Consider the following 12,794-nt stretch of genomic DNA (forward strand, 5'->3'; position numbering starts at 1 on the left):
CCGTCACGGCGCCGCGACGAGCCCGAGTGCGACGACGGTGCCGTCGGGGCCGGCGACGGTACCCAGCTCGGCGCTGGCGACACCGTCGGCCGCCAGCGCCGCCCGTAGCCGGTGCAGGTCGGCGCCGAAACGCACCAGGTCCGGCGGCGTATCGCCGGGCGGCCGGCAGCGCAGCAACACCGGGTACGCCGCGTTAGCCGGCAGACCGTCGACCGGCAGACCGTCGGCCGCGGTCCGCTGGTCGTCGGCGTCGGCCAGTTCGAAGCGGGTGCCGGGTGCCACCACCTCGGACACCAGCCGGACCGCCCGGGCCACGGTCTCGCCGTCGACCGGACGGCGATCGTCGACTCCGGCGGCCAGGGCGCCCGCCGGTCCGGCCGGGGCCGCTACCGGTCCGCCCGGCGGCAGGCCCGCCGCCGCGAGCAGCCCGGCCCGCCAGGCCTCCGCCGTACCCAGCGTGAACAGGTCCTGACCTGGTTCGCGGATCAGTGGGCGCACGCCCGGCCCGTCGGGATTGGCCGGCCCCGCCGGCGGTTCCGGCCGCCACGGATAGCCGCGGACCACCGCCACCGGCACCTGCTCCGACTTGCCCTTCACCAGGTCCCCGGCAGCGGCCATCTCGTCGACCACCGCCATCTGGGTCAGCCGCAGCTCGTTGCCGTACCGGTCGGTCTGGCCGCGGTAGTCGCGCACCGGGTCGATGCCGGCGGCCCCGAGCGCGACGTCGGTCAGGCCGTTGCGCCACGGCCGTCCCATGGTGTCCGACACGACAACCGCCAGATCGAGCCCCAGCCGGGCGTGCAATCCGGCCCGCAGTTGTCGGGCCGACCGGTCCGGATCGACCGGTAACAGCACCAGCCGGGTGGGAGCCACGTTCGAGTTGTCGATCCCGGCGGCCGCCATCACGAACCCGTGCCGGGTCCGGACGATCCGGGTCGCCCCACGCCGCGCCACCACCTCGACGGTCTCGGCGGCCAGCACCTCGTCGCGGACCCGGCTGCGGTCCGGCTCGTCGGCCGGCAGGTCCACCAGCCGGCCCTCGGCCTTGGAAACAATCTTGCTGGTCACCACGAGGACGTCGCCGTCGCGCAGCCACGGCGCGGCGTCCCCGATCAGCGCCGCCAGGTCGTCACCGGGGACCACCTCGCCGATCCCGGTGACCGGCAGGATCTCCAGCCTCATCCGGTCACCTCGGTCGGCCGGCCGGCCAGTTCGATCGCGGCGCCGACCATCGCGGCCGTCGCCGCCTCGTCGGACATCCACAGCGGTACGGCCCGCACCTCGATCCCGTCCACCCGGGTGGCCTCGTCCACCGGGTCGACCAGCCAGCCGTCCAGCAGCCCGCCGGCGCGACGGGCGCCGTAGAGCGCCGCCACCCCCGCCGCCGTGCACGGTTCACCCAGCACCGCGAGGCACCGGTCGGCCATGCCGCGTACCGGTGCGTCGCCGATGATCGGCGACACCCCGACCACGGGAGCCGGGTTGCCGGCGAGCGCCTCGCGGATCCCGGGTACGGCGAGCACCGGCGCGATGCTCACCACCGGGTTACTCGGCGCGATCAGCACGACGTCGGCGGCGGCCAGTGCGTCCAGTACTCCGGCAGCCGGCTTGGCCTGTGCCGCGCCGACGAAGACGAACCGGTGGGTGGGCAGCGCGCCCCGATGGCGTACCCACCATTCCTGGAAATGGATGGCCCGCTCGCCGCCGGCATCGGGCCCCGGCCCTTGCGCCGGCCCCTGCCCCGGCCCTTGCGCCGGGTTTGGCTCCGGGTCGGAGACGACGACGTGGGTCTCCAGTCGGTCGTCGGTGGCCGGCAGCAGCCGCAGCCCCGGCTGCCAGCGGGCGCATAGCGCCTCGGTGACCGCCGACAGCGGGTAGCCGGCGTTGAGCATGGTGGTGCGGACCAGATGGGTGGCGACGTCCCGGTCACCGAGCCCGAACCAGGTGGGTTCCGCCTGGTAAGCGGCCAGCTCGTTCTTCACCGCCCAGGTCTCGCCGACCCGGCCCCAGCCGCGCTCCGGATCCGCGCCACCGCCGAGTGTGTACATCACGCTGTCCAGGTCCGGGCTGATCCGCAATCCGTGCAGGATGACGTCGTCACCGACGTTGACCACGGCGGTCAGCTCGGCTCCCGTGCGTCGGGCGTACTCCCGCGCGCCGACCAGGAACTTCGCGCCGCCGATCCCGCCGGTCAGTACCACGATCCGCATGCCGTCCATCCTCGTCCATCGGCGGAGCACTACGCTCACCGGCATCGACCGCCGCCACCTGCGAGCACCGGGAGAATGCGTGACCACCCAACCAGAGGCTGGGCCCGGCGACCGGCCACCAGCCAGAGACCTCACCATGCCGCTGCGGGAGCTCGCCGCCGCCGTCCTGCTCGGTGCCACCGCGGTGTTCCTGTTCACCGCGTTGCTGGACCTGCTTGTCCCGTACCGGCTCGGCTTCGGGCCGGGGTTCGCCCGCCGTTCGGCGGACAGCTTCGGCAACTTCGTCAACCTGGCCACGATCGGCTTCCCGTTGCTGGCGGTGCTGCTCGCCACGCACCTCACCCCGGAGCTGGGCCGGGCCCGGTTGATGACCCTGGTCGCCCTCGTCGAGTACGCGGTCGCCGCGGTGTTCGGTGGTCTGTTCGGGCTGCTGGTCGGCTTCGTCGTGCTGGTCGACGACACCATCCGCGGCGGCTTTCAGGCGATGCTGACCCGGGCGGCGTGGCTGGCGGTGCTCGGCGTCGCCGGGTACGCGCTGTGGCGGATCTGGCAGGGGCGCTACCAGGTGGCACGACCGAAGCCGCCGGCACCGGGCGGCTACGGCCCACCGCCGGGTTACGGCCCACCCGGCCAGCCCGGTCCGTACGGCCCACCGCCGCCCGGTTACGGCCAGCCGGGTCCGTACCACCAGCCGGGGCAGTACGGCTTCCATCAGCCGGGGCAGTACGGCCAGCCCGGCCAACCGGGGCCGGCGTACCCACCGCCGCAGCCCAGCGGCCCGCATCCGATGTACGCGCCACCGCCGGCACCGTCGTCCGGGCCGCCCGCTCCGCCGGCACCGTCGTCCGGGCCGCCCGCTCCGCCGGCACCCTCGTCCGGCACGGCGGAACAGTCCGCGCCGGCTGGAGACAAGCCCCGGCCGCAGGAGCCGGGACCGGACGGGCCGACCCAGCGGATCTCCTGATCGGCTCCGGTCGCCGGCGGCCCAGCTCCGGTCGCCGGTGACCGCTGTGGCGAGCGCCACCGGCCGGCGCAGGCCCGAGGGCCTAGTCTGCACTGGTGGCCGAGCACACCGAATCCGTCGTCGCCCGGGTGACCGGGGCCGCCCCGGCGGAACAGCCCACCACCGCCAGTGTCCGGCGGGCGCTGCGTCGTGCCGCGACCGGCCGCAGTCTCGACCTGGACGAGGCGGTCGCGCTGCTGGCCGCCACCGGTGGCGAGTTCGACGAACTGCTCGACCTCGCCGGTTCGCTGCGCGACGCAGGGCTGCGCGACGCCGGCCGGCCGGGCGTGATCACGTACTCGCGGAAGGTCTTCGTCCCGTTGACCCGGCTCTGCCGGGACCGCTGCCACTACTGCACCTTCGCCACCGTGCCGGGCCGGCTGCCCGCCGCGTACCTGGACCGCGACGAGGTCCTGGCGATCGCCCGGGCCGGTGCCGCTCAGGGCTGCAAGGAGGCGTTGTTCACCCTCGGTGACCGCCCCGAAGACCGCTGGCCGGCGGCCCGCCGGTGGCTGGACGAGCGGGGCTACGACTCCACCGTCGACTATCTGCGGGCCTGCGCGATCGCCGTACTGGAGGAGACCGGTCTGCTGCCGCACCTCAACCCGGGGGTGCTGAGCTGGGCCGAGCTGCAACGGCTCAAGCCGGTGGCGCCCAGCATGGGGATGATGCTGGAGACCACCGCGACCCGGCTGTGGTCCGAGCCGGGCGGCCCGCACCACGGCTCGCCGGACAAGGAACCGGCGGTGCGGTTGCGGGCGATCGCCGACGCCGGCCGGGTCGGCGTGCCGTACACCACCGGCCTGCTGATCGGCATCGGCGAAACTCCCCGGGAACGGGTCGAGTCGCTGTTCGCGATCCGCTCGGCGGCCCGGGAGTACGGCCACATTCAGGAGGTGATCCTGCAGAACTTCCGCGCCAAGCCGGACACGGCGATGCGTGGCATGCCGGACGCCGAACTGCGTGACCTGGCCGCGACGGTTGCCGTCGGCCGCCTCCTGCTCGGGCCGGGTGCCCGCATCCAGGCCCCGCCGAACCTGGTCGAGGGGGAGTACGCGCTGCTGCTGCGGGCCGGCATCGACGACTGGGGCGGGGTGTCACCGGTGACCCCGGACCACGTCAATCCGGAGCGGCCCTGGCCGCAGATCGACGAGCTGACCCGGCGTACCGCCGCCGCCGGGTTCACTCTGCGGGAACGGCTGACCGTCTACCCCGAGTATGTGCGGCGCGGCGAGGCGTGGCTGGACCCCCGGCTGGCCGCGCACGTGTCGGCGCTCGCCGAGCCGGGCACCGGTCTGGCCGACGAGTCGGCGGTGCCGGTCGGCCGCCCCTGGCAGGAGCCGGAGGAGGTGTTCGCCCCGGTCGGTCGGACCGATCTGCACACCACGATCGACACCACCGGGCGGACCGGGGACCGGCGGGGCGACTTCGACCGGGTGTACGGCGACTGGGCCGAGGTCGCCGGCCGGATCAGCGCGCCGACCGGTGCCGGCACTAACGGCGACGGCGCTGGCGACGCGAATCTGCGGGCCGGGCTGCGGCTGGCCGCCGACGATCCGGCGGCGCTGCTGCAACCACGGCACACCGACGCGGCGCTCGCCCTGTTCACCGCCGATGGCGCGGCCCTGGACCAGCTCTGCCGGATCGCCGACGAGGTACGCCGGGACACCGTCGGCGACGACGTGACCTACGTGGTCAACCGCAACATCAACTTCTCCAACGTCTGCTACGTCGGCTGCCGATTCTGCGCGTTCGCCCAGCGGGAACGGGACGCCGACGCGTTCCGGCTCTCCGCCGAGCAGGTGGCGGACCGGGCCGAGGAGGCGTGGCGGGCCGGTGCCACCGAGGTCTGCATGCAGGGCGGCATCGATCCCAAGCTTCCGGTGACCGCGTACGCCGAGTTGGTCCGGGCGGTCAAACGACGGGTGCCGCAACTGCACGTGCACGCCTTCTCCCCGATGGAGATCGTCACCGCCGCCGCGAAGGCGGGCATGCCGGTCCGGGACTGGCTGCTGATGCTGCGCGAGGCGGGACTGGACACCATCCCGGGGACCGCGGCGGAGATCCTCGACGACGACGTGCGGTGGGTGCTGACCAAGGGCAAACTGCCGGCCGCCACCTGGGTCGAGGTGGTGACCACCGCGCACGAGCTGGGGCTGCGGTCCAGCTCGACGATGATGTACGGGCACGTGGACCATCCCGGCCAGTGGTTGGCGCATTTCCGGGTGCTGGCCGGGGTGCAGGACCGCACCGGCGGCTTCACCGAGTTCGTCGCACTGCCATTTGTGCACACCAATGCGCCGATCTACCTCGCCGGGCTGGCCCGGCCCGGGCCGACCTGGCGGGAGAACCGTGCCGTGCACGCCATGGCCCGGCTGCTGCTGCACGGCCGGATCGACAACATCCAGTGTTCCTGGGTGAAGCTCGGCGACGAGGGCACCGTCGCGATGCTGCGCGGCGGGTGCAACGATCTCGGCGGGACGCTGATGGAGGAGACGATTTCCCGGATGGCCGGTTCGGCCAACGGCTCGGCGCGTACCGAGGCGCAGTTGCAGTCGATCGCGGCCGCCGCCGGCCGTCCGGCGGTCCGGCGGTCCACCGCGTACCAGCGCTGACGGCCGGGTCGGGTCCGGGGCCGGCGCGCTGCGGTGGCGTACCCGACAAAAGTCGATTCGCGGATGATCGAACCCACCGGCGTCGTCGGCCGTATGGATAGGTGCCGGCGACTGCGGGTGACAGATGGGCCGCGCCGGCACTGGTCCCATCGCGACAGTGGGTTACCCCCTGACCCACCGGAAGGGTTGTCCATGAGAACTCGCCAGCGAAACCGACCGAAGTTCAAAATTTCCCGCCGCCAGGTGCTGACCGTGGCGGCGAGTGCGGGTGTCGGCGCGGCCGCGGTCAGCGTCAGCGGCCTTTCGTCGGCCGTGGACAGCCGGCTGGCCGGAGCAGCCTCGAATGACGAGGCGATCGTCGTCCATCTACGGGATCCGTCCAACGGCACGCTGGACGTCTTCGTCGGCACATCGCGGATCGAGGTACGCGACAAAGGCCTCGCCGCCCGGTTGCAGCGCGCCGCCCGCCAGGGCTGAGTACGCCGTACGGGCACGTTCCACCTGACGCGTACCGCGTCGATCACCGATTCATTCAGGCTATGTGAGGTAGGTTCGCCATGTCTTCGCACCGTGAAGCGCCGGAGATATCCAAGGACCCGGTCGCCGACAGCACCGACCTTTACGCGTTCGTGAGTCCGGACCGCCCGGACACGGTGACTCTCATCGCCAACTATCTGCCTTTCCAGGTGCCGTCGGGCGGGCCGAACTTCTTCGAGTTCGGCGATGACGTGCTCTACGAGATCCACGTGGACAACAACGGTGACGGTCATCCGGACATCACCTACCAGTTCCGGTTCCACACCGAGATCACCAACGAGAACACGTTTCTCTACAACACCGGACCGATCGACGCGCTGGACAGCGAAAACTGGAACCGGCGCCAGTTCTACAGTGTCACCAAGGTGGACGCGCACGGCAAGGCGCAGCTGCTGGCCCGCAACGTGCCCTGCCCGCCGTGCAACATCGGTCCGCTGTCCACCCCCGACTACGTTGGGCTGGCCAACGACGCCACGTTCCAGCTCAAGAGCGGTGAACGGGTCTTCGCCGGGCAGCGGGCCGAGGGGTTCTTCGTCGACCTGGGCGCCATTTTCGACCTCGGCAACCTGCGGCCCTTCCAGCAGCTGCACGTGGTCGGCAAGGACATCTTCAACGTGGCGGACGAGCCGGTCAACGCGACCGACCGGCTCAACGTGTCCAGCATCGCGTTGCAGATCCCGATCACCCACCTGGTCAGCGGCGGCGGCCGGTACGACGTCAACGACCAGCGTTCGGTGATCGGGGTGTGGACCTCCGCCGGGCGTCAGCAGGTGCGGGTGCTGGGGGCGGCCAAGGCCGCCGACGTCACCGTCGGCCCGGTGGCCCAGGTCTCACGGCTCGGCAACCCGTTGTTCAACGAGGTCATCGTGCCGATGGCGCAGAAGGATCTGTGGAACACCCTGCCTCCGTCGGAGGACAAGCGCTTCGCCGGCCTGGTGGAGAAGCCCGAACTGGCGCAGTTGCTGCCGGTGCTCTACCCGGACGTCTTCCTCAATCTGGCCGAGCTCAACGAGTCCGGCAAGCCCCGTGCCGATCTGGTGGCGATCCTGCTGACCGGGATCCCGGCCGGGCTGATCGACGGTTTCCAGAACAACACCGGCGATCTGCAGGCGGACATGCTGCGGCTGAACACCGCGATCCCGCCGGCGAAGCGGCCGAGTCGGTTCGGTCTGCTCGGCGGCGACCTGGCCGGTTTCCCGAACGGCCGCCGGACGACCGACGACGTGGTCACCATCTCGCTGCGGGCCATCGCCGGGTTGACGTTCCCGCTGATCGACAAGAACTTCACCCCGGACGACGCGGCCGGCGCGGTGACCCACGGGCTGAGCGCGGCCGACGTGACCGCCCCGTTCCTGAAGCATTTCCCGTATCTCGGCGTGCCGTACGACGGGTTCAACAACCCGTCCTGACCGGCCCGCACGTCCCGTCCGGGCCGACCCCGGCAGATCCAGAGAAGGTGGGGAGCATGCACGAGCACAGTCTGGCCCCGTCGGAGACCGGCGGCGTCGTCCTCGACATCGGCGGCGACATGGGTGCCCTGATCATCTACACCGGACAGGAGTTCCACGGCCGGGAGATCGAGATCAGCCCGACCGCCGGTCCGGACCGGCCGGATCCGGCCCCGCGTACCCATGCGGCGGTCCGGGAGCGGCAGGTACGCGACGGAGTCTTCTTCAGCGCCGTCTACACCGATCTGCCGGCGGGTTCCTACACCGTGTGGCGCTCCGAGGAGGTGCCCGCCGGTCAGGTGACGATCACCGGCGGGGCGGTGACCGAGTTCGTCTGGCCGCAGCACGCCACGGCTGGGCGGCTGATCCCCAAGGCAGGGTGATGGGACTCCCGCACGACAGTGTGACGAGATCGACGCACTAGGCGCGATCGGCTTCTGGGCCGTAGGCGTGATGGACCCCTGGGGAGGAAAGTAGGGCAAGTGAGGTAGACGGTCGTCCGACCGGACGTCGAGCCGGTGCCGCGTGAGCGGCACCGGCTCGACGTCGTCTGCGGACAGCGTCGTCGCCGCTGGGATTCGCCGGTCAGGCCGGGCAGGGTGGTGCGACTCGCCGGTCCCGCGTTACCCGGTGGGGGTCTGAATCGATAGGGCAGGTTGCGGGCCGGATGACAACGGGGAGGGCGGGTGACCGGTGCGCGACAGCAAGCCCATTTACCAGGTTCGTCTTGACGACGCACGCATTACACGCGTGTAATTTCAACGGGGTCGCTCGGACGGGCTGCATCAAAACCGGATCGAACGGGCAAGATGGACACGCCTTCCGCGTGGGGGGTTGCGCCGGCCGGGTGGGGCGGCGCGCGAAAGGAGGCACGCGTATGGATGGTCGGCTGGAGGTCGCGGACCTGCTCGGTAACGCCCCGGAGTGGCAGGAGCGGGCGCTGTGCTCGCAGACCGATCCGGAGGCGTTCTTCCCGGAGAAGGGCGGATCCACCCGCGAGGCCAAGCGGATCTGCTCTCGTTGCGAGGTGAAGTCCGAGTGCCTGGAGTACGCACTCGGTCACGACGAGCGGTTCGGCATCTGGGGCGGACTGTCCGAGCGGGAACGACGCAAGCTCAAGCGCAGGGTCGCCTGACCTGCCGCTGTCGGCCCGGGCGAGTTACCAAGTCAGGCCAGCTCGTCCGGGTCGACGCCGAGCAGATTCGCCACCTGCTCGATGATCACGTCGTGCACCAGGTCGGCGAGATCCTCCCGGTTCAACGCCCGGAACTCCAGCGGACGCCGGTAGAGCACGATCCGCGGCGGCATCTCCTGACGCCCCGGCCGGCCGGGCAGCAGCCGGGCCAACGGCACCTCGCCGTCCTCCAGCACGTCGGAGTCGTACACGTTCAGATCAGGTGGGACGTCCTCGACGGCGAATTCGACGCCGGCCAGCTCCTTCGCGAAGCGCCGCTCCAGCGTCTCGACCGTGTCCAGGACCAGCTCGTCGAAGACCTCGGCCTTGGTCCGGGCCAACGGCACCGTCGCCGGCACCAGCCGACCGCGCAGCCCGCGCCCGTGCCGGTCCCGGCGATCCCGACGCGCCCGGCGGGGCGTCTGCGCGCTGCCGGGCACGGGGATGGTCACTGGGATCCTCCGGTCACCTGCCCAGCGTAGTCCGGATCGGCCCTTTCCGGGCGTGCGGATCAGGAGTCCCGGCGTGTCGCGTCGGCAAGCTGGTAGTGGAGCCGGTATTAGAGATAACGTGCCGCCGTGAGGTCACCACGGCGCTGCTCCCGTAACGGCTGCCCCCGCCAGGCCGTCGCCACGTTGACCTATGTCTACAACGAGTCGACCGCGGTGGTCGGCCCGCTCGCCGCGTTCGCCGAACCGCACACCTACGACCTCTGCGAGCAGCACGCCCGTAGCCTGACCGCGCCCCGTGGCTGGCAGGTCGTCCGGCACGAGGGTGAGTTCGACCCGCCCCCACCGACCACCGACGATCTGGTGGCGCTCGCCGAGGCGGTCCGGGAGGCGGCCCGACCGGCCCCGCCACCGCGCCCCGGCGACCCGGACGCCGTCGACATCGACATCAACCCGTCGACCGGCCGCCGTGGCCACCTCCGGGTGATCCCGCCGGCCTGACCCCCGGCCGATCCGCCCCCGACGCCGCCAAGCCGACCGCAGGCGGCGGTACGGCCGACCGCGTCAGTGTCCGGTCAGCCGGCCCAGCAGCCCGGTCAGCCGGGGCGGCCGGTCGCCGCGCGCCTCGGCCGCGTCGGCGGCGGTCACCAGCCGCAGACCCGCGTTGACGCCGAGCCAGCGCAGCGGCTCCGGCTCCCAGCGCGGCGAGCGGTGCCCGACCCAGGGCAGCGCGGTCAACTCGCTGTCCACGTCGAGGATCAGGTCGGCGAGGGTACGGCCGGCCAGGTTGGCGGTGCCCACCCCGTCGCCGACGTATCCGCCGGCCCAGGCCAGCCCGGTGGCCCGGTCCAACCCCACCGACGCCGCCCAGTCGCGGGCGACGCCGAGCGGGCCGCCCCAGGCCCGGGCCACCGGTACCGCGTCGCCGAGCACCGGGAACAGCTCGCCGAGCGTCCGGCGCAGCGCGGTGAACACCCGAGGGTCGCGGTCGTACTCGGCCCGGACCCGGGACCGGAAGTGGTACGGCGCGCCGCGCCCGCCGAACGCCAGCCGGCCGTCGGCGGTCCGCTGCCCGTAGATGATCAGACGTCGGAAGTCGCTGAACGTCTCGCGCCCCGCCAGCCCGATCCGGGCCCAGATCTCGTCCGGCAGCGGCTCGGTGGCGATCATCAGCGAGTAGACCGGGGCCATCGTGCGGCGGGCACCGGGCAGCGCCGGGGTGTAGCCCTCGGTCGCCCGTACCACCACCGGGGCGCGGACCGTGCCGGTCGGCGTCCGGGCCGCCCCGGGGCCGTACCTGGTGACCGGGGTGTGCTCGTGGATCGTCACACCGCGTCGCTCGACGGCCCGGGCCAGGCCGCGGACCAGCCGGGCCGGGTGGATCGCCGCGCAGTGCGGGGTGTAGGTGCCGCCGAGTACGCCGTCGGCGGCGCACCGTGCGGTCGCCGCGTCGGCGTCGAGCAGGGCGAGGTCGGCGTCGGTGCCGCCGTACGCGTGGACCTCGGCGACCGCCGCCTCGGCCCGCCGCAGCTGCGCCGGAGTACGGGCCAGAGTGACCGTGCCGCCGTGGCTCCAGTGGCAGTCGATGCCCTCGGCGGCGGCGACCCGGCCGACCTCGTCGACCGTGGCGTACATGGCCTGCTGCATGGCGACCGCCGCGTCCCGGCCGTGCCGGCGGGCCAGCGCGGTCGGCGAGCTGGGCAGCAGCGCCGAGCACCAGCCACCGTTGCGCCCGGAGGCGCCGTACCCGGCGATCTCCCGCTCCAGCACCACGATCCGCAGCGTGGGGTCGGCGCGGGCCAGGTAGTACGCCGTCCACAGCCCGGTGTAGCCGGCGCCGACGATCGCCACGTCGGCGGTCGTGTCGCCGTCCAACGCCGGCCGGGGCGTCAGCTCGTCGTCCACGGTGGTCATCCAGTGCGACACGTCCCGGTAGTCACCGTGACCGCGCATGGTCCACGACCCTCCTGTTGTCGGCCCGGCGCTACAGTCGCTGCCAGGCCTCGGACAGCACGGCCCGCAGGATCTGTTCGATCTCGTCGAACTCGGCCTGGCCGGCGATCAGCGGCGGGGCGAGCTGGATCACCGGATCGCCCCGGTCGTCGGCCCGGCAGTACAGCCCGGCGGCGAACAGCGCGCCGGAGAGGAACCCGCGTAGCAGCCGCTCCGACTCGGCGTCGTCAAAGCTCTCCCGGGTCGCCTTGTCCTTGACCAGCTCGATGCCGTAGAAGTACCCGTCGCCCCGGATGTCCCCGACGATCGGCAGGTCGTACAGCTTTTCCAGGGTGCCCCGGAAAGCGCTTTCGTTGGCCCGTACGCGCCCGGTCAGCTCCTCCCGGGCGAAGATCTCCAGGTTGGCCAGCGCCACCGCGCAGGAGACCGGATGCCCGCCGAAGGTGATCCCGTGGCCGAACGACTCGGTGCCGTGCAGGAACGGCTCGATCAGCCGGTCGGACGCGATCATCGCGCCGAGCGGGGAGTAGCCGGAGGTGAGCGCCTTGGCAGTGGTGACGATGTCCGGCTGGTAGCCGTACCGCTGGGCGCCGAAGTACTCGCCGAGCCGGCCCCACGAGCAGATCACCTCGTCGGAGACGAGCAGCACGTCGTACGCGTCGCAGATCTCGCGTACCCGCTCGAAGTAACCCGGCGGCGGCGGGAAACAGCCGCCGGCGTTCTGCACCGGCTCCAGGAAGACGGCGGCGACGGTCTCCGGGCCTTCGCGTTCGATCGCCCGGCCGATCTCGTCGGCTGCCCACCGGCCGAACGCCACCAGGTCGTCGCCGTGCTCCGGCGCCCGGTAGAAGTTGGTGTTCGGCACCTTGATCCCGCCCGGCACCAGCGGCTCGAAGTCGGCCTTGATGCCGGGCAGCCCGGTGATCGCCAGCGCCCCCATCGTGGTGCCGTGGTAGGCGATGTCCCGGCTGACCACCTTGTGCTTGGTGGGCTTGCCGACCCGCTTGAAATAGGCGCGGGCCAGTTTCCACGCCGACTCCACCGCCTCGGAGCCGCCGGTGGTGAAGAAGACCCGGTTGAGGTCGCCAGGGGCGAGCGCGGCGATCCGTTCGGCCAGCTCGATCGCGGTCGGGTGGGCGTACGACCAGATCGGGAAGTACGCCAGCTCGCTGGCCTGCTTCGCGGCGGCCTCGGCCAGCTCGGTGCGCCCGTGGCCGGCGTTGACCACGAACAGCCCGGCCAGCCCGTCCAGCAGTCGGCGTCCCTCGCTGTCCCAGACGTACGCGCCGTCGCCGCGCACGATGGTCGGCACCGGGGCGTCCCGGTAGCTCGACATCCGGGTGAAGTGCAGCCAGAGGTGGTCGGTCGGGTTGCCCATGTCGTGGCCCCATCGCGTCGGTCGCAC

The 12,794-nt window shown here is 72.2% G+C and carries 12 protein-coding genes; 7 read left to right on the forward strand and 5 right to left on the reverse strand.

The features are described 5' to 3' along the window. Window positions 1–3: 3 nt before the first annotated feature. Window positions 4–1,182, reverse strand: coding sequence for a coenzyme F420-0:L-glutamate ligase (locus O7629_RS31640; protein WP_278173918.1), 1,179 nt, complete (start codon window positions 1,180–1,182; stop codon window positions 4–6). Continuing rightward, window positions 1,179–2,210 carry a 2-phospho-L-lactate transferase CofD family protein gene (locus O7629_RS31645; RefSeq protein WP_278173919.1) on the reverse strand — a complete coding sequence of 344 codons (1,032 nt, stop codon included), beginning with the start codon at window positions 2,208–2,210 and terminating at the stop codon, window positions 1,179–1,181. The genes O7629_RS31640 and O7629_RS31645 overlap by 4 nt, the downstream gene beginning before the upstream one ends. Before the next feature lie 79 nt (window positions 2,211–2,289). Here O7629_RS31645 and O7629_RS31650 point away from each other — a divergent pair, with 79 nt between their 5' ends. The 6 genes from O7629_RS31650 (at window position 2,290) to O7629_RS31675 (ending at window position 8,948) form a co-directional block, all read left to right on the forward strand. Beyond that, window positions 2,290–3,174 carry a hypothetical protein gene (locus O7629_RS31650; protein ID WP_278173921.1) on the forward strand — a complete coding sequence of 295 codons (885 nt, stop codon included), beginning with the start codon at window positions 2,290–2,292 and terminating at the stop codon, window positions 3,172–3,174. A 128-nt stretch (window positions 3,175–3,302) separates the two neighbouring features. Beyond that, a complete protein-coding gene (locus O7629_RS31655; RefSeq protein WP_278174778.1) occupies window positions 3,303–5,828 on the forward strand; it encodes a bifunctional FO biosynthesis protein CofGH in 2,526 nt (841 codons plus the stop codon). Window positions 5,829–6,020: 192 nt separating this feature from the next. Continuing rightward, window positions 6,021–6,305 carry a hypothetical protein gene (locus O7629_RS31660; protein ID WP_278173923.1) on the forward strand — a complete coding sequence of 95 codons (285 nt, stop codon included), beginning with the start codon at window positions 6,021–6,023 and terminating at the stop codon, window positions 6,303–6,305. An 80-nt stretch (window positions 6,306–6,385) separates the two neighbouring features. Beyond that, window positions 6,386–7,774, forward strand: coding sequence for a DUF4331 domain-containing protein (locus tag O7629_RS31665; protein ID WP_278173924.1), 1,389 nt, complete (start codon window positions 6,386–6,388; stop codon window positions 7,772–7,774). A gap of 56 nt (window positions 7,775–7,830) precedes the next feature. After that, window positions 7,831–8,196, forward strand: coding sequence for a phospholipase (locus O7629_RS31670; RefSeq protein ID WP_278173925.1), 366 nt, complete (start codon window positions 7,831–7,833; stop codon window positions 8,194–8,196). A 494-nt stretch (window positions 8,197–8,690) separates the two neighbouring features. Continuing rightward, on the forward strand, window positions 8,691–8,948 hold the full coding sequence (locus O7629_RS31675) for a WhiB family transcriptional regulator (protein ID WP_123605977.1): 258 nt from the start codon (window positions 8,691–8,693) through the stop codon (window positions 8,946–8,948). Window positions 8,949–8,980: 32 nt separating this feature from the next. On the opposite strand, the gene O7629_RS31680 is transcribed toward O7629_RS31675, so the two are convergent. After that, entirely contained in the window at window positions 8,981–9,346 is a 366-nt protein-coding gene (locus O7629_RS31680; protein WP_233606708.1) for a metallopeptidase family protein, read from the reverse strand. A gap of 219 nt (window positions 9,347–9,565) precedes the next feature. Here O7629_RS31680 and O7629_RS31685 point away from each other — a divergent pair, with 219 nt between their 5' ends. Next, entirely contained in the window at window positions 9,566–9,937 is a 372-nt protein-coding gene (locus O7629_RS31685) for a DUF3499 domain-containing protein (protein ID WP_278173927.1), read from the forward strand. A 63-nt stretch (window positions 9,938–10,000) separates the two neighbouring features. On the opposite strand, the gene O7629_RS31690 is transcribed toward O7629_RS31685, so the two are convergent. Beyond that, window positions 10,001–11,389, reverse strand: coding sequence for an FAD-dependent oxidoreductase (locus tag O7629_RS31690; RefSeq protein ID WP_278173929.1), 1,389 nt, complete (start codon window positions 11,387–11,389; stop codon window positions 10,001–10,003). A gap of 31 nt (window positions 11,390–11,420) precedes the next feature. Beyond that, a complete protein-coding gene (locus tag O7629_RS31695; protein WP_278174780.1) occupies window positions 11,421–12,767 on the reverse strand; it encodes an aspartate aminotransferase family protein in 1,347 nt (448 codons plus the stop codon). Window positions 12,768–12,794 lie beyond the last annotated feature (27 nt).

Origin of the sequence: Solwaraspora sp. WMMD792, from assembly GCF_029626105.1 — a bacterium.
Lineage (GTDB): Bacteria > Actinomycetota > Actinomycetes > Mycobacteriales > Micromonosporaceae > Micromonospora_E.

Excerpts from the sequence above, each read along its gene's own strand:
- O7629_RS31640 (WP_278173918.1), bottom strand. The coding sequence starts at position 1,182 with ATGAGGCTGGAGATCCTGCCGGTCACCGGGATCGGCGAGGTGGTCCCC.
- O7629_RS31645 (WP_278173919.1), bottom strand. The coding sequence starts at position 2,210 with ATGCGGATCGTGGTACTGACCGGCGGGATCGGCGGCGCGAAGTTCCTG.
- O7629_RS31660 (WP_278173923.1), top strand. The coding sequence starts at position 6,021 with ATGAGAACTCGCCAGCGAAACCGACCGAAGTTCAAAATTTCCCGCCGC.
- O7629_RS31665 (WP_278173924.1), top strand. The coding sequence starts at position 6,386 with ATGTCTTCGCACCGTGAAGCGCCGGAGATATCCAAGGACCCGGTCGCC.
- O7629_RS31670 (WP_278173925.1), top strand. The coding sequence starts at position 7,831 with ATGCACGAGCACAGTCTGGCCCCGTCGGAGACCGGCGGCGTCGTCCTC.
- O7629_RS31675 (WP_123605977.1), top strand. The coding sequence starts at position 8,691 with ATGGATGGTCGGCTGGAGGTCGCGGACCTGCTCGGTAACGCCCCGGAG.
- O7629_RS31690 (WP_278173929.1), bottom strand. The coding sequence starts at position 11,389 with ATGCGCGGTCACGGTGACTACCGGGACGTGTCGCACTGGATGACCACC.
- O7629_RS31695 (WP_278174780.1), bottom strand. The coding sequence starts at position 12,767 with ATGGGCAACCCGACCGACCACCTCTGGCTGCACTTCACCCGGATGTCG.